At 65.8% G+C, this 21,367-nt stretch carries 20 protein-coding genes; 6 read left to right on the top strand and 14 right to left on the bottom strand.

The genetic code is table 11. From position 1 onward, the window contains the following. Nucleotides 1–4: 4 nt before the first annotated feature. From HYG77_RS19370 to HYG77_RS19360, 3 genes are read right to left on the bottom strand one after another with little or no spacing between them, the layout of a single operon-like run. Nucleotides 5–976, bottom strand: a complete 972-nt coding sequence (locus tag HYG77_RS19370; protein ID WP_109333805.1) for an alpha/beta hydrolase — start codon at nt 974–976, stop codon at nt 5–7. Between the two features lie 47 nt (nt 977–1,023). After that, nucleotides 1,024–1,548 (bottom strand): gluconokinase, encoded by a 525-nt coding sequence (locus HYG77_RS19365; protein WP_208960280.1) that lies wholly within the window; start codon nt 1,546–1,548, stop codon nt 1,024–1,026. An 11-nt stretch (nt 1,549–1,559) separates the two neighbouring features. Next, complete coding sequence (locus tag HYG77_RS19360; protein WP_208960279.1) at nt 1,560–2,954, bottom strand: gluconate:H+ symporter; 1,395 nt, start codon at nt 2,952–2,954, stop codon at nt 1,560–1,562. Nucleotides 2,955–3,121: 167 nt separating this feature from the next. Here HYG77_RS19360 and HYG77_RS19355 point away from each other — a divergent pair, with 167 nt between their 5' ends. Next, on the top strand, nt 3,122–3,847 hold the full coding sequence (locus tag HYG77_RS19355; protein ID WP_109333811.1) for an FCD domain-containing protein: 726 nt from the start codon (nt 3,122–3,124) through the stop codon (nt 3,845–3,847). A 4-nt stretch (nt 3,848–3,851) separates the two neighbouring features. On the opposite strand, the gene HYG77_RS19350 is transcribed toward HYG77_RS19355, so the two are convergent. The 5 genes from HYG77_RS19350 to zwf all read right to left on the bottom strand — a co-directional run bounded on the left by HYG77_RS19350 (nt 3,852) and on the right by zwf (nt 10,692). After that, nucleotides 3,852–5,306, bottom strand: coding sequence for a sugar porter family MFS transporter (locus tag HYG77_RS19350; RefSeq protein WP_244372948.1), 1,455 nt, complete (start codon nt 5,304–5,306; stop codon nt 3,852–3,854). 192 nt (nt 5,307–5,498) lie between these two features. After that, nucleotides 5,499–6,677, bottom strand: a complete 1,179-nt coding sequence (locus HYG77_RS19345) for an ROK family transcriptional regulator (protein WP_109333815.1) — start codon at nt 6,675–6,677, stop codon at nt 5,499–5,501. A 29-nt stretch (nt 6,678–6,706) separates the two neighbouring features. Continuing rightward, nucleotides 6,707–7,333: a bifunctional 4-hydroxy-2-oxoglutarate aldolase/2-dehydro-3-deoxy-phosphogluconate aldolase gene (eda, locus tag HYG77_RS19340; protein ID WP_109333816.1), complete on the bottom strand. Its 627-nt coding sequence runs from the start codon at nt 7,331–7,333 to the stop codon at nt 6,707–6,709. Nucleotides 7,334–7,345: 12 nt separating this feature from the next. Next, a complete protein-coding gene (edd, locus tag HYG77_RS19335) occupies nt 7,346–9,199 on the bottom strand; it encodes a phosphogluconate dehydratase (protein WP_208960278.1) in 1,854 nt (617 codons plus the stop codon). Next, nucleotides 9,196–10,692: a glucose-6-phosphate dehydrogenase gene (zwf, locus tag HYG77_RS19330; protein WP_109333820.1), complete on the bottom strand. Its 1,497-nt coding sequence runs from the start codon at nt 10,690–10,692 to the stop codon at nt 9,196–9,198. The genes edd and zwf overlap by 4 nt, the downstream gene beginning before the upstream one ends. A gap of 151 nt (nt 10,693–10,843) precedes the next feature. On the opposite strand from zwf, the gene HYG77_RS19325 reads away from it, so the two are divergent. Beyond that, nucleotides 10,844–12,034, top strand: coding sequence for an ROK family transcriptional regulator (locus tag HYG77_RS19325; RefSeq protein WP_109333822.1), 1,191 nt, complete (start codon nt 10,844–10,846; stop codon nt 12,032–12,034). Between the two features lie 70 nt (nt 12,035–12,104). Here the strand turns inward: HYG77_RS19325 and catC are convergent, their stop codons facing one another. Genes catC through catA form a run of 3 tightly spaced genes read right to left on the bottom strand, consistent with a single transcriptional unit; the run spans nt 12,105 to nt 14,395 of the window. Next, nucleotides 12,105–12,386 (bottom strand): muconolactone Delta-isomerase, encoded by a 282-nt coding sequence (catC, locus tag HYG77_RS19320; protein WP_109333824.1) that lies wholly within the window; start codon nt 12,384–12,386, stop codon nt 12,105–12,107. A 15-nt stretch (nt 12,387–12,401) separates the two neighbouring features. Then, nucleotides 12,402–13,523 carry a muconate/chloromuconate family cycloisomerase gene (locus HYG77_RS19315; RefSeq protein WP_208960277.1) on the bottom strand — a complete coding sequence of 374 codons (1,122 nt, stop codon included), beginning with the start codon at nt 13,521–13,523 and terminating at the stop codon, nt 12,402–12,404. Between the two features lie 29 nt (nt 13,524–13,552). Next, a complete protein-coding gene (gene catA / locus HYG77_RS19310; RefSeq protein ID WP_208960276.1) occupies nt 13,553–14,395 on the bottom strand; it encodes a catechol 1,2-dioxygenase in 843 nt (280 codons plus the stop codon). Between the two features lie 209 nt (nt 14,396–14,604). Here catA and HYG77_RS19305 point away from each other — a divergent pair, with 209 nt between their 5' ends. Further along, nucleotides 14,605–15,375: an IclR family transcriptional regulator C-terminal domain-containing protein gene (locus tag HYG77_RS19305; protein ID WP_208960275.1), complete on the top strand. Its 771-nt coding sequence runs from the start codon at nt 14,605–14,607 to the stop codon at nt 15,373–15,375. Between the two features lie 14 nt (nt 15,376–15,389). Here HYG77_RS19305 and HYG77_RS19300 read toward each other — a convergent pair whose 3' ends face one another. Continuing rightward, nucleotides 15,390–15,878: an intradiol ring-cleavage dioxygenase gene (locus HYG77_RS19300; RefSeq protein WP_109333830.1), complete on the bottom strand. Its 489-nt coding sequence runs from the start codon at nt 15,876–15,878 to the stop codon at nt 15,390–15,392. A 230-nt stretch (nt 15,879–16,108) separates the two neighbouring features. Here HYG77_RS19300 and HYG77_RS19295 point away from each other — a divergent pair, with 230 nt between their 5' ends. Continuing rightward, nucleotides 16,109–17,056, top strand: a complete 948-nt coding sequence (locus HYG77_RS19295) for an acyl-CoA thioesterase (RefSeq protein ID WP_208960274.1) — start codon at nt 16,109–16,111, stop codon at nt 17,054–17,056. Between the two features lie 30 nt (nt 17,057–17,086). Here the strand turns inward: HYG77_RS19295 and HYG77_RS19290 are convergent, their stop codons facing one another. Further along, nucleotides 17,087–18,025 (bottom strand): AraC family transcriptional regulator, encoded by a 939-nt coding sequence (locus HYG77_RS19290; RefSeq protein ID WP_208960273.1) that lies wholly within the window; start codon nt 18,023–18,025, stop codon nt 17,087–17,089. A gap of 165 nt (nt 18,026–18,190) precedes the next feature. Between HYG77_RS19290 and HYG77_RS19285 the strand changes: the two genes are divergently transcribed. Then, entirely contained in the window at nt 18,191–18,751 is a 561-nt protein-coding gene (locus HYG77_RS19285; protein WP_159923621.1) for a flavin reductase family protein, read from the top strand. A gap of 29 nt (nt 18,752–18,780) precedes the next feature. Continuing rightward, the gene (locus HYG77_RS19280; RefSeq protein ID WP_159923619.1) at nt 18,781–20,397 is read left to right on the top strand and encodes a 4-hydroxyphenylacetate 3-hydroxylase N-terminal domain-containing protein; all 1,617 of its coding nucleotides are present in this window, start codon (nt 18,781–18,783) and stop codon (nt 20,395–20,397) included. A 20-nt stretch (nt 20,398–20,417) separates the two neighbouring features. On the opposite strand, the gene HYG77_RS19275 is transcribed toward HYG77_RS19280, so the two are convergent. Further along, nucleotides 20,418–21,359, bottom strand: coding sequence for an AraC family transcriptional regulator (locus HYG77_RS19275; RefSeq protein ID WP_208960272.1), 942 nt, complete (start codon nt 21,357–21,359; stop codon nt 20,418–20,420). Nucleotides 21,360–21,367 lie beyond the last annotated feature (8 nt).

The following is a 21,367-nucleotide window of genomic DNA, read 5'->3' as shown; positions in this document are numbered from 1 at the left end:
CGACTCAGGCCGAGCGCTGCCTCGACCGCGACAGTGCCCGGGCCGCAAAGTCGGCGGTGAGGTCGATGATTACCCGACTTTCCTTCAGCGCCTTGCCGATCACCGGGAAGGCATGGATCTGGCCACTCCACAAATGCGTCTCGATGTCCTGCCCCGCGCGGTCGAACTTGTCGGTGAGAATCTCCACATCGGGACGCATGAGCTCGTATTCGGCAGCGGTGAGAAAGACCGGCGGGAAAAGTCCCGGGTCGGCATTCACCGGGGATTGCGCGCCGGGAATGTCGTCCGGACCGGCCAGCCATCGGTCCTTGAGCTTGGCCACCTGCGACATCGGCAGATAGGCGTCGCGCTTCATGAACTCGGGATCATGGTCCTCGAGATCGAGATTGAGCAACGGGGAATAGCCGATCACCGCGGCAGGCGGCACGAGATTTCGCAGCGCAGCCACCTCGGCCACCTTCATCGCGAGGTATCCCCCGGCGGAATCTCCGGCGACGATCACCCTCGTCGGATCCTCACACTGCTTCAGAACTTCGGTGTACGCGGTCATCGCGTCGACGAGCGACGTTCCGATTGCCGCCTCCGGGAGCTGGCGATATTCCACCGATACGACCGGCACACCCGTGCGCGCGGCGAGGAGTCCGCACAGGGCGCGGTGGGTAGCGAGCCCGCAGAATACAAAGCCGCCGCCGTGGAAGTAGACGATGGTGGCGCCGTCGAGCGCGCCGGTGGAGCGTCGCGGATGCGTGATCTTCTCGCACGGCACCCCGCCGAGAGTGATCTTCTCGATGTCGAGGCCGTTCGGCTTGGGCAACCGGTCGGTCAACTCGTCGATGACGGCCAGGAGTTGCAGGGCACGGTCCGTGGTCGGCCACACCGTGAACAACGGCTTGATCACGGTCCGGGCGAAGAGAAACGTCAGCCGCGCTCGCCGACTGACGTCCCAGTGCCACACCGTCGATCCGCGTGTCTGCATGCACCCTCCAACCTCGCCCCCGGATTTCGGTTCCGAGTACCCGAAGTTCAGCTCTCCAATCGGCGCTCGAGCTGCGCGATGATGTCGGCGGCCACCTCCGTGGGCGAACCACCCACGTCGACGACGATGGCGTTCTCGTCCGGTTCGATCGGCTCGAGCGTCGAAATCTGCGTGTCGAGGAGCGAAGCCGGCATGAAATGGTCGAGCCGGGTGGTCAGTCGCTGCCCGATCTGTTCTCTCGAGCCGGCGAGATGGACGAACACGACCTGATCGCCGCGCAGCACGTCACGATAGCTGCGCTTGAGGGCCGAGCACGTGATGATTCCCGGGAGACCCTTGTCGGTGTGGTCCTTGATCCAGGCCGCGATCAGGTCGAGCCACGGCCACCGGTCCTCGTCGGTCAACGGCTGCCCGGACGCCATCTTCGCGACATTCGCCGGCGGATGCAGGGCGTCACCCTCCTGCAGGTCCCATCCCATGGCGCCGGCGATAATCCCGGCCACCGTGGACTTCCCCGACCCGGACACACCCATCAGTACCAGTACCGGAATTGCTCTGTCGTTACGCGTCATTGGTCTATCCCTCAGATGAATGCGCTCAGCGCGAGGACACCGGCCAGGCCGGTCACGGAAATGATGCACTCCATCACCGTCCACGTCTTCAGGTTCTGGACCACCGAGACTCCCAGATATTCCTTGACGAGCCAGAAGCCGGCGTCGTTGACGTGGGAAAGGAAAAGTGATCCGGAGCCGATGGCGAGAACCATCAACGACACGTGGGTGGACGTCAGTTCGGCAGCGACCGGGGCGAGAATCCCTGATGCGGTGACAGTCGCGACGGTGGCCGAACCTGTGGCGACGCGGATCAACACCGCGACCAGCCAGGCGAGGAACAGCACCGGAAGAGCGCTGCCCTTGATGGCTTCGGCGATCACATCGGCGATACCCGTGTCGATGAGAACCTGCTTGAATCCGCCGCCCGCTCCGACGATGAGAAGGATTCCCGCGATCGGGGGCAGCGAACTCTCGAGCGACGACGCAATGGCCTTGCGGTCCATACCGCCACCGCGGCCGAGTAGCGCCATCCCGGCGAGCACGGCCAGTCCGAGGGCGACGACCGGGGTTCCGAGGAAGTCGAGCAGGTTCTTGGCGGCGGCCTCCGAATCGGGGGCGATGACGTCGGCGATGGCCTTACCCAGCATCAGGACGACGGGCAGCAGAATGGCGGCGAGGGTCGCCGCGAAACCGGGGCGCTGACGCTCGGCCGCTGCCTCGGCACCCTCGAGGTCCTCGGTGGTGACATAGAGCTCGGGTACCGGCACGTCCACCCAGCGCGCCGCCAGCTTGCTGAACAGCGGGCCGGCCACGATCACGGTGGGAATGGCCACGACCACACCGAGCGCGAGGGTGAGCCCCAGATTGGCGTTGAGGGCCGACACCGCGACGAGCGGTCCGGGGTGCGGTGGGACGAGGCCGTGCATGGCCGACAAACCGGCGAGGGTGGGGATGGCGATGCGCATCAGCGACAGGCCCGACCGTCGAGCTACCAAGATGATCACCGGCATCAGCAGTACGAGGCCGATCTCGAAGAACATCGGTAATCCGATGACCGCGCCGACCAGAGCCATCATCCAGGGCAGTGTGCGTGGCCCGGAACGTCCGACGAGCGTGTCGACCACCCGATCTGCGCCACCGGAGTCGGCAAGCAATTTTCCGAACATTGCGCCGAACCCGATGAGGATGCCGACGCTTCCCATCGTCGCGCCGAAGCCCTCCACGAAGGCGGCCACCGAGTCCGTGGCTCCGAGCCCGGCGGCGATACCGACACCGACGGCACCGATCGCCAACGCGAGAAAGGGATGCAGCTTGAGCCAGGTGATCATCGCGATGATGGCGGCGACGCCGACGACGGCGGCCGTGATCAAGCGCGCGTCATGACCGGCGCTGTCCGCGGCGGCGAGTAGTGAAGCGGTACCCATCTGTTGCTCCCGGGTTATCGGTGGTGGACTCGACCCATGTTCGTGACGCCCGTCACTTTGCCTCATAAATCCTACGATTACAAGATGCGCTGCCATTACGTAGTACTTAGAAGCGAAGATGGGCGTCAATGTGTGTTCAGTGCGGGCGACCATGGGAGCATCGGCGAATGACCAACTCAGACGCCGTCGAGTACCGGCAATTGCACGAGACGGTGCTCGACCGGTTGGGAAGCGACATCGTGGCGGGTGTCGTCGCGCCCGGCACCCGCATCTCGGCCGACGACGTGGTGACGCAGTACTCCGTCTCCCGCACCGTGGTCCGGGAAGTGGTGCGCGTACTCGAATCTCTGGGACTTCTCGCGGTGCGGCGCAGAGTAGGCATCACCGTCCTCGGCGAGGACCACTGGAACTCCCTCGACCCCAGCGTCATTCGATGGAAGCTGGCCGGGCCACAGCGCTTCGAGCAGCTGTCCAGTCTGAGCGAGTTGCGGTCGGGTATCGAGCCTCTCGCGGCCCGTCTCGCAGCAGAGCGCGCCACACCGGAACAGTGTGGCGCGCTCACAGCGGCAGTGATCGGCATGGCGTCCACCGCCCGGGCTGCGGACACCGACGCCTATCTCGGCCACGACTCCGACTTTCATCGGACGTTGCTGGCCGCCTCGGGCAATCCCTTACTGAGGGCGATGTCGCAGATCGTGGTGGAGGTTCTCGAGGGCAGGACCCGGCATTCGCTCATGCCGCACGTCGCCGAAGACGAGGCCATTGCGCTCCACGGCGTCGTCGCTTCGTCCGTTCAGAGGGGCGATGCGGCTGCCGCGGAGGCGGCCATGCGGGCGATCGTCACCGAATCCGCCACCGCGATCGAAGAACTGAAGGACGACGCCGAGCGCTGAGTATCTACACCACCGGATCCGATTGCATGGCTTCGAGTTCGACGCCCTTGGTCTCTTTGACCCAGCGGAGGACGAAGACGAGCGACAACACCGCGCACACGGCGTAGAAGCCGTAGGAGATGCCGAGCGAGAAATCCTTCATCGACGGGAAGCTCACGGTGATCAGCCAGTTCGCCGCCCACTGCGCACCGGCAGCCAGGGACAGAGCCGCCGCCCGGATGCGGTTGGGGAAGGCCTCTCCGAGCAGGACCCAGACCACGGGTCCCCACGACATTCCGAAGGCCACCACGAAGAGGTTGGCGGCGATCAGCGCGATCGGCCCCTGCAGACCTGTGAGCTGGGGAGTTGTCACCCCGTTCACGACGGTGGTGGAAGCGGTGCCGAAGATGACGGCCATGGTCGCCAGTGTCACGGCCATACCGGCCGAGCCGATGATGAGGAGCGGTCGACGGCCCACCCGGTCGATGTACGCGATCGCGATGAGAGTGGTCGCGATGTTGACCACCGCGGTGATGACGGTGATCTGCAGCGAACTGCCCTCGTCGAAACCGACCGCCTGCCACAGCACGCTCGAGTAGTAGAAGATCACGTTGATGCCGACGAACTGTTGAAAGACCGACAGACCGATCCCTATCCACACGATCGGCAGGAGACCGAACGCCGACCCCTTCAGGTCCCTGATGGAGGGTTCGTTCTCGCGAGCAAGAGTGGCACGAATGCTCTCGACTTTGAGGTCGAGACCCTTCTCCCCGAGAAGCACTGCGAGAACGCCGCGGGCCTCACCGAGACGACCCTGGGCGATCAGGTAGCGGGGCGATTCGGGGATGGTCAGCGACAGCAGTCCGTACGCGAGCGCGGGAACGCACATGGCGAGGAACATCCACCGCCAGGCTTCGAGTCCGAACCACAATTCCTCCTGGGACCCGCCGGCGAGGGCGGCCAGCGCGTAGTCGACGAGGAGCGAGACGAAGATGCCGGTGACGATCGCGAGCTGCTGCAGTGAACCCAGGCGTCCCCGCACCCGGGCCGGAGAAATTTCCGCGATGTACGCGGGGGCGATCACCGAGGCCAAGCCGACACCGAGGCCGCCCACGATGCGGAACACCACGAGGACTTCGACATCAGGGGCGAACCCCGTCCCCAGCGCGCTGAGCAGGAACATCACCGCGGCAGCCTGCATCGTGACGAGCCGTCCGTACCGGTCGGCGATGCGGCCGGCCACCATGGCGCCCGCGGCCGCGCCCAGCAGGGCCGAAGCGATGGCGAAGCCGAGCAAGGCCGACTCGACCTGGAACTTGCCTTCGATCGCCGAGACCGCGCCGTTGATCACCGCGCTGTCGTATCCGAACAAGAGGCCGCCCAAGGCAGCGACAGCCGCGATCCGGAAGGGCACAGCTGTGCCCTCCCCGGTGTCGCTGGGCGGCACCTTTGCGCCGGGTGACAGAACGTTTTCGGTCATGGGACTCCTCGGGGAGGAAGGGGGTGTATGCGAGGCCGAGACCCGCCGCGCGGCGAAGGCGCACGCAATAAATGTGGTGTGGACCACAGTAGGCAAGAAAGCCGCGAATCGTCAACCTATGAACATAGAAACCCGAAAATACCGAGTGTGATGTTCGGAAATGAATGCTGTCAGCCAGGCGGGCGGTGCCGGTCAGGAGGGCAGTGCAGAACGCAAGCCCAGCGCGACGGCACCGAGCACCTGGGCCCGGGAGCCCAACTCGGCGACGCGAACCTCGAGCGATCGCACTGCGCTGGGCACGGCGTAACGCGCCAGGACCTCACGAAGGGGACCGAGCAGCAAATCGCCCGCCAGGGCGAGTTCCCCGCCGATGACGAGACGCTCAGGGTTGAGGAGGTTGCAGAGGCTCGCGGCTGCGACGCCGACATGCCTGCCGGTGTCGGCGAGCACCCTGACGCAAGCGGCATCACCGTTCTCGGCCATGGCGACGACGTCGGCGATACTCAGGCCGGTGCCGCGGCTCGGCTCGAGCAGGGCGATGACGACGTGGGAGGCGACGAGCGTCTCGAGGCATCCTCGGTTGCCGCAACGGCATACCTGACCGAACTCGTCGAGAGTAACGTGGCCGATTTCGCCTGCGGTGCCGCCTCTTCCACGGTAGAGCCGGCCGTCGAGGACAAGGCCCGCGCCCACACCGTCGGACAGTTTGATGTATGCGAGATCGGTGGTTCCCCGGCCTGCGCCCCACATGTGCTCGGCCAATACACCGAGGTTGGCATCGTTGTCGACGTGGACGGCGATACCGAGATGATCGGACGCGATGGCGGCGGCGTCGACACCCACCCAGCCGGGGAGGATCGACGGGCCACCGACCTCACCGGTGTCGGTCTCGAGCGGCGCAGGCAGGCCCATGCCGACGGCCAGGACGGACGTGCGGTCGCAGCCGAGACGGTCGAGGGCAGCGTCGAGAAGGGTGCCCGCCTGCACCACGCCTTCTTCGGCGCGATGTCCGGCTGCGAGTTCGACTCTCTCCTCGGCCAGGACATCGTGTGCCATGTCGGCGACTGCGACGGTGAGGTGGCGGTGGCCGAAGTCGATCCCGACCGCGAGCCCCATCTTCCGCGTCAGTCGCACCGCCCGACCGCGCTGGCCGGGGTGGTCGCCGTCAGGCACGGTGACCATTCCGGCCGCGGTCAGTTCCTTGACCATGTTGGAGACGGTGGCGGGAGCCAAACCGGTGCGCCTGGCGATCTCGGCCTGAGTCAGCTCGCCCGACATCTGCAGGGCACGCACCACTCGGTGCTGATTGGCGGACTTCAGCGAAGACTGCGAGCCCGGCCGTCCTGGATCACCGTTTTCCTTGTCTCGCACGACCTCACCGTACCGCGCGCGTTCTCGGCCTAACGAGCGAGTGCTGCCGCCTCACTGGCCAGCGCGCTGATCCGGTCCCAGTCCTTCTGCTTCACGGCGTCGGAGGGAGTGAGCCAGGATCCGCCGACACACCCGACGTTGGGCAGTGCCAGGTAGTCCCGCACATTCGAGGTCGACACCCCGCCGGTGGGGCAGAACCTGGCCGCGGGAACGGGCGAATGGATCGAGCCGAGAAACTTGGCACCCCCGGACGCCTCGGCCGGGAAGAACTTGAGCTCCCGGTAGCCGTGTTCGAGGAGGAACAACACCTCGGACACGGTCGCGGCACCGGGGAGGTGCGGCAAACCGGTGTCGGTCATCGCCTTCAGCAGCGACTCGGTGCTACCCGGCGACACCAGGAACTGGGCACCGGCTTCTGCCGCACGCGCCGCCTGGTCCGGTTCCACAATGGTGCCTGCACCCACGCAAATGTCCGGCACCTCGGTCGCGATCGCCTTGATGGCGTCGAGTGCGCAGGATGTGCGCAGGGTCAGTTCGATCATGGGGATGCCGCCGGCCACCAGCGCACGCGCCACCGGAACGGCATGTGCAACGTCGTCGATCACGACGACAGGGATGACCGGGACACGGTCGAGGAGAGAAGGACTGACAGTCACTGGAATTGCTCCTTAAGCGGGTTGGGGATGAAAGACGCTGGCGCCCTGGGTGGCCGGTCCGACGGCGGCGCGGAGTCCGGCGAAGAGTTCACGCCCCGTGCCGACCCACTCGTCGGCACTGAGCGCACGACCGGTCGCCTGGCGGGCGGCGAGTTCTTCGTCGTCGAGGTGCACGTTCACAGTTCCGGTCACGGCATCGACGGTCAGGAGGTCGCCGTCACGCACACGCGCGAGCGGTCCGTCTGCGGCCGCCTCCGGGGTGAGGTGAATAGCTGCCGGCACCTTGCCCGAGGCGCCGGACATCCGGCCGTCGGTGACTAATGCGACCCTCCGGCCCTGGTCCTGCAGAACACCGAGTACCGGTGTGAGCTTGTGCAATTCGGGCATGCCGTTGGCGCGTGGGCCCTGGTACCGGAGCACGGCCACGAAATCGCCTGTCAGCGTGCCCGCCTCGAACGCGGCGAGGAAGTCGAGCTGGTCGTCGAAGACCCTGGCCGGCGCGGTCACCACGCGGTGGTCCAGGTGAACGGCCGACGTCTTCATCACGCACGAACCCAGATTTCCGGTGAGCATCGTGAGCCCACCGCTGACGTCGAACGGGTCTTCCGGTCCGCGCAACACGCTGGTGTCGAGGCTGATTCGCGTACCCGGCTGCCATTCGACGCCATCACCGGACAGCTTCGGCTCTTCCGTGTAACGGCGGAGTCCGGCGCCGGCAACGGTCTTGACGTTCTCGTGCAGCAGGCCCGCATCGAGCATGGAGGAGACCACGTAGCCGAGGCCGCCGGCGGCGTGGAAGTGGTTCACGTCCGCCGAACCGTTGGGGTAGATGCGGGCGAGCAACGGCACCACCGCGGACAGCTCCGCCAGATCGTCCCAGGTCAGCGTGATGCCCGCGGCCCGGGCGATCGCGACGAGGTGCATGGTGTGGTTGGTCGATCCGCCGGTCGCGAGCAACGCGACGCAGCCGTTGACCACGGCACGCTCGTCCACGACCTCGCCGACCGGCGTGTAGTCGTCGCCCAGCGCGGTGAGCCCGGTGACCCGCTTCCCCGCTTCGGACGTGAGGGCGTCTCGCAGCGGCGTCCCCGGGTTGACGAAGCTCGACCCCGGCAAGTGCAGGCCCATGACCTCCATGAGGAGCTGGTTGGAGTTGGCCGTGCCGAAGAACGTGCAGGTGCCTGCGCCGTGGTAGCTGGCCGCCTCCGCGTCGAGCAGTTCCTCACGTTCGGCCTTGCCCTCCGCGTAGAGCTGGCGAACGCGGGACTTCTCGTTGTTCGGCAGACCGGACGTCATCGGTCCGGCCGGAACGAAAATCGTCGGAAGATGCCCGAATCCCAGTGCGCCGATGAGCATTCCCGGCACGATCTTGTCGCACACACCCAGCATCAGCGCGCCGTCGAACATGTCGTGCGACAGTCCGATCGCCGTCGCCATCGCGATCACGTCACGGCTGAACAACGACAACTGCATGCCGTCGCGGCCCTGGGTGATGCCGTCGCACATCGCGGGAACACCGCCGGCGAACTGGGCGATGCCACCGGCCTCCATGACCGCGGCCTTCAGCTGTCGCGGGAAGTGCTCGAACGGCTGGTGCGCCGACAGCATGTCGTTGTACGACGAGACGATCGCGATGTTGGGCTTGACGAAGCTGCGCAGCGCCTTCTTGTCGGCCGGGCCGGACGCGGCGAAGCCGTGCGCGAGGTTCGCGCAGGCCAGTTTGCCGCGGGCCGGTCCGTGGTCGCCCGCCTGCCGGATCCGGTCCAGGTAAATCGTGCGCTCGGGCCTGCTGCGTTCGATGATCCGCTCGGTGACGGCGGCGAGGACGGGGTGCACGTCGGCAGTCGGTGTGGGTGTTTCGGTCATGCGGGAACTCCTTCGTGCCAGATGCGTCCGTCGCGCTCGATGAGAGTGGTGGCGTCGGTGGGTCCGTTGGTACCCGCCGGATACCGGCGCGGGAGCCGTTCGGAGCGGTTCCAGCCGACAAGGATCTGTTCCACCCATTCCCATGCTGCCTCCACCTCGTCGCGACGCATGAACAGGGTGGGGTTGCCCCGGACGACGTCCATCAGCAACCGCTCGTAGGCATCCGGTGAGGGCCGCTTGAACGTCTCGATGTAGTTGAGGTCCAACGACACCGGCCGCAGGCGGATACCACCGGGGCCGGGTTCCTTGGCCGTCATGTGCAATCGCATGCCCTCGTGGGGCTGGAGCTGGATCACGAGACGGTTGGGTTCGCTGTGGCCTTCACTGCCGGGAAACATCGGGTGCGGGACGGGCTTGAACTGCACCACGATCTCCGAGCATCTGCGGTCCATCCGCTTACCGGTGCGCAGGTAGAACGGCACACCCGCCCACCGCCAGTTCTGGATCTCGGCCTTCACGGCAATGAACGTCTCGGTGCGACTGTGGGGGTTCTCGACCTCGTCTCGGTAACCGGGAACGGCCACACCCTCGGCCAGTCCGGGACCGTACTGTCCTGCGACGGTGCACCGTTCGACATCGTCCGGGCTCATGGGCTTCAGCGCTTGCAGCACCTTCAGCTTTTCGTCGCGCACAGTCTCACGATCGACGTAGGTGGGTGGTTCCATCGCGACGAGGCACAGCAGCTGCAGCAGGTGGTTCTGCAGCATGTCGCGCAGCGCTCCGGCCGACTCGTAGTACCCCCCACGACTCCCGACACCCAGTGATTCCGCGACATTGATCTGCACGTGGTCCACGGACGTGGAATTCCACAACGGCTCGAGAAACGTATTGGCGAAGCGAGTGACCAGGAGGTTCTGCACACTCTCCTTGCCGAGGTAATGATCGATGCGGAAGATCTGCGATTCGTCGAATACGGCGCCGACCGCGTCGTTGACGGCGCGCGCCGAGGCGAGGTCGTGTCCGATCGGTTTCTCGAGTACCGCCCGGGACCGCGCACTCGCAAGGCCGTGCAACTGCAGGTTCTCGCAGATCGGCCCGAACAGTCCCGGTGCGCAGGCTAGATAGAAGACTCGGATGAGCTCCTCCCGCCCCGCGAGACATTCGGTGAGGCCCGTCCAGGTGTCGGGATCGGCGAGGTCGACGCTCACGTACTCGAGCCGACGGAGAAATCGGTCACACGTCTGCGCATCCAGTTGATCATTCGGGACGAACCGCGCGAGTTCCCCACGGACCTTGTCCCGGTAGCCCTCGGTGTCGAGGCCCGCTCGCGAGGCGCCGATCACTCGGGTCTCCGGTGGTAGCTGTCCGTCGCGATCGCGCAGGTAGAGCGCCGGAAGCAGCTTTCGGACGGCGAGGTCGCCTGTTCCGCCGAAGACGACGAAGTCGCAGGGATCCACCGTCTTGGCTGGAAAGACCGTGTTCGCAGGTGGCATGTCATTCTCCCTCTGAAAGCCAATGTGTGGGCCGTCACAGACGAGAGTAGGGCACCTTTGGCTCTCAATCAAGACAGACTTAAGTATTTTCAAGAACAAAGATGCATCGCTTACGTTGTCAGTCGAGCGTCCGGGTTGGTTGAATGGCCGTATGCGGACGACGCCACGATCGACTACTTCCCCGGCGACGGGCGGCGACGTCTTCGCGCTCATCCGCGACGGCCAAGCAACCACCCGAACCGAGATCGGGAATCTCACCGGCCTGTCCCGCACGGCGGTGGCGGCCCGCGTCTCGACACTGCAGGCGTCCGGACTCGTCGTGGAACGAGAAGAAGGCGTCTCGACCGGCGGCCGGCCACCGGTCAAGCTCTCCTTCCATGTTCAGGCAGGGGTGGTGCTGTCCGCCGCGATCGGCCGGAGTCGCACCCAGCTCGCGATCTGCGACCTGGCCGGGGACGTCCTCGTCGTCGAGGACGTCGAGCAGGAAATCGGCACGAGCCCAGCGGAATTGATGCCGGTCATTGCGCAACGTCTGATCTCGCTTCGCGAGAGCCTGGGTGGGACGGCCCGCCGCACCGTGGGAGTCGGAATCAGCCTGCCCGGCACCGTCGACATCGAGCGCGGGTGCAGCCTCAACTCACCGATGATGTCGGGGTGGGACGGAGTGCCGTTGCAACCGTTTCTCGCCGAGGTGACCGATGCGCCCGTCTTCGTCGACAACGACGCCAACGTCATGGTTCTGGCGGAGCGGCGTGGAGAGCGCCGCGACTTCGCCGACATGCTCCTGATCAAGGCATCCACCGGCCTCGGCGCCGGGATCGTGTCCGGAGGAGCCCTTCAGCGGGGCGCTCTCGGCGCTGCCGGTGAAATCGGACATACGAAAACCGCAGCGGCACAAGGTGTGGTGTGCCGCTGCGGCGACGTGGGATGTGTCGAGGCCGTTGCGGGTGGGTGGGCCTTGGTCCGCAACCTTCAGGGACAGGGACGCAACGTCACCCACATCCGCGACGTGATCACGCTGGCGCTCGCGGGCGACGCGGAGGCGCGGCGCATGATCCGGGAGAGCGGGCGTCAGATCGGCGAAGTGTTGTCCGGCGTGGTCAATCTCCTCAACCCGGAGGTCGTCATCGTCGGCGGCGACATGGCACAGGCCTACGACACTTTCGTCGCCGGACTTCGGGAAACCCTGTACGGCAATGCTATTGCCGTGGCCACACAACAGCTACAGATTCTGCCCTGGACGCACGGGGAGCTGTCCGGGGTGGTCGGTAGCGCCACCATGGCACTCGACCACGTCCTCAGCGTGCGGGCCGTCGACCGGCTCCTCGCGCAGCAACGATAAGGCGCTCCACGCCCCGTGAGTAGTTGACGAGTCCCTGGACTCGTTAACCACTCACGGGCGGCGGAGCCGCCTACTTGACGTCGGAACCGTGCCGGGTGAGCGCGGTGATCTCGATGTTCATGTAGGGGAACAGCGGCAGATTCCACAGTATTTCGTGGAGTTCGTCGGCCGAGTCGACGTCGAAAATGCTGATGTTGCTGTACTTTCCGACGATTCGCCAGATCTCCGGCCACTTACCGGAGCGCTGCAGCTCCTGAGAGTAGGCCTTCTCCTTGGCGATGGTCTCGTCCCGGACGTCCGGGTCGAGATCGCGGGGAATGTTGACGTCCATCCGGACGTGAAAGAGTGCCATCGGGTGGTGTTCTCCTCAGTTCCTGGTCCAAGTCTTGACGGCATCCATGTTGAGCTCGACTCCGAGCCCGGGACCTTCGGGCAGATGCACCTTGCCGTCGCCGTACTGCAGTGGTTGCTGCAGCAGTTCTTCGCTGAACAGCAGGGGTCCGAACAGTTCGGAACCGAAGTCGATGCCGGGCTCCGAGCAGGCGAAGTGAATGGACGCCGCTGTGCCGATCGGCCCCTCGATGGACGTGGCTCCGTGGCAGGCGATGCCGGCCGCCTTGGCGATGGCCACCACCTCGCGACTGCGCTTGAGCCCACCGCATTTGGTGGTTTTCACGGCGATGACGTCGGCCGCGCCGCGCCGCGCGACCTCGAGAGCATCGTGCGGCGTCTGGACACTTTCGTCCGCCATCACGGGGACGGGGACGAGCCGGTTGAGTTCGGCGAGGACCTCGAGCTGTTCACCGGGGGTGGGCTGCTCGATCAGTTCGACGCCGCCTTCGACGAGGAGGGGCACGTACTTCAGCGCGGTGAGCCGGTCCCAGCGGGCATTGACATCGATCCGGACGCCGGCCTTGCCCTGCAGTGCCTGGGCGATCCGAACGACCCGGGCAGTGTCGACCTCCGGGTCGAGGGCGCCCATCTTGAGTTTGAAACTGAAGTGCCGCTTCGACTCGACGAGACCGAGGGCCTCCTCGACGATCTCCTCGGCGGGAGCGGCGCCGAGAGCCCAGGTGACCTCGACGCTGTCACGGAAGGCTCCGCCGAGCAGCGTATGCACCGGCACACCGAGGCTGCGCGCCCAGGCGTCGTGCAATGCGACGTCGACGGCGGCCTTCGCGAAACGCGCGTTCGCGACCACCCTTTCGATATCCGACATGATGCCGGTAATTTCGTCGACACCCCGCCCCAGCAGGACCGGGACGATGTAACGCTCGACGATCGCCTGCATCGTCTCCACCGATTCGCCGCCCCACCACGGGCCGCCCGGAACGACACCCTCGCCGTAACCGGTCACGCCGCCCGCGGTGGTGACGGCGACGAGGAGCAGTGGCTGCGCCGTCATCGACGTGGTGGCGAACTTGTGGTGACGCACCAGCGGCACATCGAGGATCGTCGTTTCGACGGAAACGATAGACAGGTCGGTCATCGAATCACTCTCTCTACGGGTGGAACAGCTCACGCGGGGTCGAGCACGAAGTTGTAGGTGACGTAGTTCTTGCCGTCGTCACCGGTCTTCGGGTCGAGAATGAGCTCGGGCTTGGTGGCGGACGCGACGTCGCTGTCGATCCACTCGCCGCCCTTGAAATACAGCTGCGTGGTCACCGACTCCTTCCCGGGAGCCGACACGATGAGATGCAGGTGCGCGGGACGCCACGGGTGACCGTTCTGCGCCTCGATGAACTGACCGGTCGGGCCGTCGGTCGGAATCTTGTAGGGCGCCGGCTGGATCGTGGTGATCTCGTAGCGGCCCTCCTCGTCGGCGATGATCGTGCCGCGCAGGTTCCACTCGGGCAGGTGCGGGGCGAACTGCGAGTAGTAACCGTCGTTGTCGGCGTGCCACAGCTCGACCTTCGCGCCGGCGAGCCCGTTCCCCTCGAGGTCGGTGACCTGGCCGGAGAAGACCAGCGGGGTGATCTTCCTGTCTTCCTCGCGCATGGGCAGGGTGCAGGTGGCGGGCAGTTCCGGCGCACCGGCGATGTAGTACGGGCCCTCGATGCTGCCCTTGGTTCCCTTGCGGGTGCGGGCGAGAACCTCTTCGACGGAGTGCTCGATGAACACGTCGAGGAACAGCGGCCACTCCCCGCCCTCACCGACGTCGATCAGCCACTGCTTGAACACGCGGTACTCGGGGTAGGTGACGCCGTGCTTCAGGATCACGTCGTTGAGCGCGCCGAGGGCGTCCTTGGCGATCGCCGCGAGCCGCTCCGGTGAGGTGTCGGCGCTGACGCGTTCGGACTTGAACTTGTCGGTGGCTGCGGAGCCGGATCCGGCGGCGGTGGGGCTCTCGGTGGTGGTCATCTGTTTCTCCTTGGGCTGGGAGGGAAGCGGATAAGGCTGATTTCGAGTTGTGGGCGACACGGTGGGTGTTCACGCGCCGAGGTCTTGCGTTCTGTACGCTGTGCGTACTATCATCACGCTGTGCGTACATATCTACTGTGCGCGCAGTCACATTGAAATGTCAACCCCAACTTCCGTGCACCCTGACGAAACCGCTGGTGGAGGCCGCAATGCCCGAGAACGATCGCGACTACATCCAGAGCATCGAACGTGGCTTCGCAGTGCTTCTGGCCTTCGATGCGCAGCGCCCCAACCCGACACTGGCCGAACTCGCGACCGAAGCGGGGCTCTCGCGTCCCGCGGTCCGCCGGATCCTGCTCACACTGCAGAAGCTCGGTTACGTCGCCGGCTCGGGAGGCCGGTGGTCACTCACGCCCCGCGTGCTCAGCATCGGGCAGCACTACTCGGAGTCGCACGCCCTCATCGAGGCGGCGATGCCGCGACTGCTCGAGGTGGCGGAGAAGACTCAGGAGTCGGCCTCGCTGGGAGTGCTCGACGGGGCCGACGTGGTCTACGCAGCGCGCGTTCCCGTCCGCCGGATCATGAGCATCAACGTCTCGGTAGGCACCCGCGTCCCCGCGTACGCCACGTCGATGGGGCGCGCACTGCTCGCGTGGGCTCCCGCCGACGTCGTCGAACGCGTGGTCAGCGAGTCGACCTTCGCCAAACTCGGACCCGACACCATCGGCAGCGCCGCAGAGCTCGAACGTGAACTCACCAAGGTTCGTGAGCAAGGATTCGCGTTGACGTCCGAGGAGCTCGAAAAGGGACTCATCTCGCTGGCCGCCCCGGTCCGGGACGCGGCGGGCTCCGTCGTGGGCGTGGTGGCCTGCTCCACCTCCACTGCACGCAATACGCCCGCACAATTCCGGGAACAGGCCGTGCCGTGCGTCCTCGCCGCCGCGGCCGCCCTCAGCTCCGACATGGGGTTCGCGGGCTGACAGCTGCGATCCGGCTACAGCGGGTCGAGCACGAATTCGCAGGACATCTCGTGCGTTGCGCCGGGTGGCGGTACCACCCGCGTCCCGAGCGAGCGGTAACCGCGCGCATGCACGATCACGTTGATGTGACCCACCTCGTTATCGCTGGGGACGCTGGAGAATTCGCACGGCGCGGGCTTGATGGTGGAGATGTCGAAGCGACCCCCGGCGCAGGTGACGACAATGCCGCGCAGGTTGTTGCGCAGAATCTCGACGGAGTACCCGGAATAGCATCCATCGGCGTCCGCGTGCCACACCTCGAGCTCTGCCCCCGACAACGTTTCGCCGTCGCGCGACCGCACCACTCCCGTGATGCGCAGCGGAGTTCCGGGTTCACCGGGGAGTGCCGCGAGGTTTGCCTTCCAGGGCAGCACTCGCTGGGCGGGGAGGTAGAACTCCCGATCGACGTGGTCGAGGCTTGCCCGGTCCACGTGCGGTGCGGACGTGGTCGACGTCGAGGTCATTATCAGATCCGATCACTCTCGTACGCTGTGCGTACGGCGAGAACGCTGTGCGGTCGTTATCGAGTGTGCTTGTAGTCACACGGTTCGTCAACCCGCGGCCCGTTCACATCGGGGACGGGTGGGTCCGGGGCATCCGTGGGATAATTGCCCCGCCATCGGCGGACAACGACGTTTCGCCGCCCCGGTTCGCGCTTTGTGCCGGCCACGTCGCATCCCCGAGGATTACATCGATGAACACCCCTCCCCGCAGCATCACACTCCGCTTCCTCGCGGCCCCCACAGAGGTGGCAACCCTGGGCGGATCGATCCAGGGCGGACGCATCCTCGAGTGGATCGACAAGGCTGCCTACGCGTGCGCGGTCGGCTGGAGTGGCGGCTATTGCGTCACCGCCTACGTGGGAAACATCCGCTTCACCCGATCGATCGAGTCCGGTCACCTGGTGGAAGTCGAGGCAAGGCTGGTGCACACGGGCCGATCGAGCATGCACATCCAGTGCACGGTGTCTTCCGCAGACCCGCGTACCGGTGAGTTCACCGAGGCCAGTAACTGTCTGGTGATTTTCGTGGCCGTCGATGATTCCGGTAAGCCGAAAAACGTCCCGCCGTGGCTGCCTGTCACCGCCGAGGACCACGCCGAAGCCGACGAGGCGATCATGCGGGTCGGGCTCCGCGCCGACATCGAAGAGGCGATGAGCAGACAGGAATACACGGACAAGGGCACGGCACCCGTGTCGGTCATGCGATTCCTCGCAGCCCCCACCGACGTCAACTGGGGTGGCAAAACCCACGGTGGCACGGTGATGCGCTGGATCGACGAGGCCGCCTACCTCTGCGGTACCGCCTGGAGCGGCGGTCCGTGCGTCTCGGTGTACGCCGGTGGGGTCCGGTTCTACCGGCCGATCCAGATCGGTCACGTCGTCGAGGTCGATGCCCGACTGCTCCATACCGGCGCGCAGACCATGCACATCTCGGTGCACGTGCGCTCAGGCGATCCGCGCACGGGCGAGATGAATCTGACCACCCACTGCCTCACCGTGGTCGCCGCGATCGACGAGGAGGGCGCCGTAACCGCAGTGCGGCAATGGATTCCGCAGTCCGACGAGGATCGCGGGCTCGAGGCACACGCCCGGGAACTCATCGCGCTGCGGGCCCGCGCCCGGATCGGTGCCCTGTCGTAGCCAGGCCGAACAGCGACTGACCAGACGACGTCAGCCGCGCAGCACGTCCGACGGCGCCGCCCCGTACTTCTTCCGGAACGCCGCCGCGAACCGGCCGGTGTGGGTGAACCCCCACCGCATCGCGACATCGGACACCGTGGCCGAGGTGTCGGCGCGGAGCAGGTCGGCGTGGACGCGCTCGAGCCGCACGTCGAGCAGGTAGTCGCGGGGGCTCACGCCGACGTACTCCTGGAATCCCTCCTGAAGGCGCCGAACCCCGACGCCCGCGATCTCGGCCATCTCGGCCGCCGTCCACGCCCGCGCGGGGTCGGCGTGGATCTCGTCGATGACGCGCTTGACGATGCGCGGCCGGGTACCGGCACCGGCCGTCTCGTCGTCCGGTATCGCTGCCAGGACCAGTGCCGTGGTGACCGCCCCCGACAGCTGCTCGGCGACGAGGGGGTTGGCGTAGACACCGTCCGAACGCAACATCTGATCGAGGAGTGACCGCACCAACGCCAACCAACTGGCACCGTTCTCGCTGGTCAGATCGAATTGCGGGGGCAGGCGCAGTCCGGGCCGCGCCAGAATCCGCGCCATCTCCCTGTGTAGGTAGTCGCGGTCGACCCGCACCCCGATGATCGAGCAGTCCTTACTCCAGTCGGTGATGAGCGTCGTGGTGTCGGGTGGACAGATGGTCCCCGACCCGGGCGCCGACGACACCTCGGTTTTCCCGGTCACCGACTCCAGGTGTCCCGACAACGGCACGTTCACCGCGTACGCACCCGGGTGATCCGACTGGATCGACACGTCGGCTCCCCATCCGATGCGGGTGATTTTCACCGGGCCCAGCTCCACGGCTTCCGCGACCGTATTGCCGGCGGTCTCTCTGCTCAGCGGAGTCAGGCGGTGCGGGAAGTAGACGTCCGACACCACGTGCGACGCCTCGTCCCAATCATCGGAACGGACGAACCTGGATGTGGTCGACATGGCACAAGTGTGACCGCGGACACCATCGATTGCAATTTCCGCCGTGATCCGAGTCACTGCGCAAAGTGGATCGGCACCTCGCACAGCGGATCGACGCGCGGTGGACCTGGTCGTACCTTCGTGTTCACCGCAACAGCGCCCCGACACGAAGGGAGGCTTCCGATCATGGAACAGCGCGAACTCCGGAACATTTTCGGACAGTTCGCCAGCGGAGTCACTGTCATCACGTGCAGCAACTCCGACGGCGAACCGCACGGAGCCACCGTCACCGCCTTCACCGCCGTCTCCCTCGAGCCACGGCTGTGCCAGGTGACGCTGACCCGTAAGTCGAAGGCGTGCCGCTACCTCAGCAATGCGCCCTTCGCGGTGAACATCCTGGCCGCCGACCAGGTCGACACAGCACTGCATTTCGCCGGCCGGCCGCAGGAGCCGCAGCCGACGTGGACGGACGGCCCCACCGCCCCCGTCCTCTGCGGCTCGGCCGCCACGCTGTCGTGCGTGCCATGGGCCGAGTACGACGGCGGCGACCATCTCATCTTCATCGGCGAGATCGTCGACGCGCAGACCACCGGGAAGGATCCGTTGCTGTTCTACCGCAGCACATTCCACGACCTCGGCGCCCCGTCGGCTTCGGCCGCCTGGAACGGTTCCATGGACGACCCGCACAGTGGCTGGTTCGACGCCACCACCTCGTTCACTCCGTTCCATCTCCACACCGTCTCCTGATACCGATTTCCTGAAGAAAGGCCATCTCGATGACCACCACCGAATCCGCCCCCGACACCGCCGTCGACCGCACCAAGGTCAACGTGGCCGCCGACAGCGAGGTGAATCGCACGAAGAACTTCGCGTCGCGGCCGATGACCGGCGACGAGTACATCGAATCGTTGCGTGACGATCGCGAGATCTGGTTACACGGCGAGCGTGTCGAGGACGTGACCACCCACCCGGCGTTCCGGAACCCCATTCGCATGACTGCCCGTCTCTACGACTCGATGCACACCGGTGAGCACGTCGACAAGGTCACCACCCCCACCGACACCGGCAACGGCGGCGTCACCATGCCGTTTTTCAAGGCGCCGACCTCGTCCGACGACCTCCTGAAGGAGCGCGACGCCATCGCCACCTGGGCGCGGATGACGTACGGCTGGATGGGTCGCAGCCCGGACTACAAGGCGTCCTTCCTCGGAACCCTCCACGCGAACAAGGAGCTGTACTCGCCGTTCCAGGACAACGCCGAACGCTGGTACAAGGAGTCGCAGGAGAAGGTTCTCTACTGGAACCACGCGATCATCAATCCTCCCGTGGACCGGCAGCTGCCGCCGGACGAGGTCGGCGACGTGTTCATGAAGGTGGAGAAGGAAACCGACGCGGGCATCGTCGTCTCCGGCGCCAAGGTCGTGGCCACGGGCTCGGCGATCACCAACTACAACTTCATCGCCCACTACGGTCTGCCGATCAAGAAGAAGGAATTCGCGCTCATCTGCACGGTGCCGATGGACGCACCGGGCGTGAAGCTGATCTGCCGGTCCTCGTTCACCCAGAACGCCGCGGTGATGGGCACCCCGTTCGACTACCCGCTGTCGAGCCGGATGGATGAGAACGACACCATCTTCATCTTCGACAAGGTCCTCGTGCCGTGGGAAAACGTTTTCATGTACGGCGACGTCGACAAGATCAACGGCTTCTTCCCGCAGTCGGGCTTCCTGCCCCGCTTCACTTTTCAGGGCTGTACCCGCCTCGCCGTGAAGCTCGACTTCATCGCCGGCATGCTGATGAAGGCACTCGACGCCACCGGAGCGGGCGGCTTCCGAGGCGTGCAGACCCGCGTCGGTGAAGTGATCGGCTGGCGAAATCTGTTCTGGTCCCTCACCGAATCGATGGCACGCAACCCGGAGCCCTGGATCGGCGACACCGTCATCCCCAAGCTCGAATACGGCCTCACCTACCGCATGTTCATGATCCAGGGCTACCCCCGCATCAAGGAGATCATCGAGCAGGATGTGGCATCCGGGCTGATCTACCTGCCGTCGTCGGCCGCCGACTTCAAGAGTCCCGACGTGCGTCCGTACCTCGACAAGTACGTTCGCGGCTCGGACGGCATGACCGCGGTCGACCGCGTGAAAATCATGAAGGCGCTGTGGGATTCGATCGGCACCGAGTTCGGTGGCCGGCACGAACTCTACGAGCGGAATTACTCCGGCAACCACGAGAACGTCAAGGCGGAACTGCTTTTCGCCGCCGAGAACCGTGGTGACGTCGCCTCCATGAAGGGTCTGGCCGAGCAGTGCCTGGCCGAGTACGACCTCGACGGCTGGACGGTGCCGGACCTCATCGGCAACGACGACGTCTCGTACTTCGGCAACAAGTAACTACACACGCGCAATCCCCGTCAGAAGCGCACGAGCTCTGACGGGGATTTGCCGTACCTGCGACGATATGCCGCGGAGAACCGGCCGGCGTGGGTAAAACCCCACCGGGCAGCGATGTCGGACACCGTGACACCTAGCTCCCGTGCCCTCAGATCGGCGTCGGCGCGCGTCAGGCGGATGTCGAGGAGGCATTCGGACGGGCTGCGCCCGACGTACTCGCGAAACCCTTCCTGCAGCCGGCGAACGCTGGTGCCCGCCAGCTGGGCCATGTCTGCCGCCGTCCACGCCCGGGCCGGGTCGTCGTTCAGCCCGTCGAGTACGCGCTTGACGATGCGGGGACGCGGCGCCGTCCTGCGCACCTCCTGATCCGGTGTGACTGCCAGGACGAAGGCCGCGGTGATGGCGCCGGCGAGCTGCGGTCCCACTACCGGATTGGCGAGCAGGTCGGACGGTTCGCGCAGTTGCGCGGTCAGCGACCTCAACAGTCGGAACCAGCTGTTGCCCGAGGCGTCGGTGAGGTCGATCTGAGAGGGCAGCAGCAACTTCGAGCGCACATCGGTGCCCAGTATGCGATCCGCTTCCCGTTCGAGGTATTCGCTGTCGAACTTGACGCCGAGCACCGAGCAATCCCCGCTCCACCGGCTGATCAGGGTGGGTTCGTTCGCCCGGAACACCGTTGCCTGGCCGGGCCGTGACACCACGTCACCCACCGGGGAGCGCGACTCCAGGGAGCCGGAGAGCGGGATGTTGACCTCGTACGCGCCCGGGTAGTCGCAGGCGATCGACACGTCCGCACCCCAGCCCAGTCTGCCCAGGGTGACCGGCCCGAAATCGACGGTACGCATCGAGAGTTTCAGGGAGCCGTCCGGAGACAGGTCCGTCAACGTGTGCGGGAAGTACGCACCGGCCACCGCCCTCGACGCCGCGTCCCAGTCACGAGTCTCGGTAACCGTCGATGCCATCGCCTACA

This window comes from Rhodococcus sp. ZPP (assembly GCF_017656075.1).
In the GTDB taxonomy this organism is placed as follows: Bacteria; Actinomycetota; Actinomycetes; order Mycobacteriales; family Mycobacteriaceae; genus Rhodococcus_F; species Rhodococcus_F oxybenzonivorans.
The sequence above is the reverse complement of the archived record's forward strand: the minus strand, read 5'-3'. Positions and strand labels throughout refer to the sequence as shown.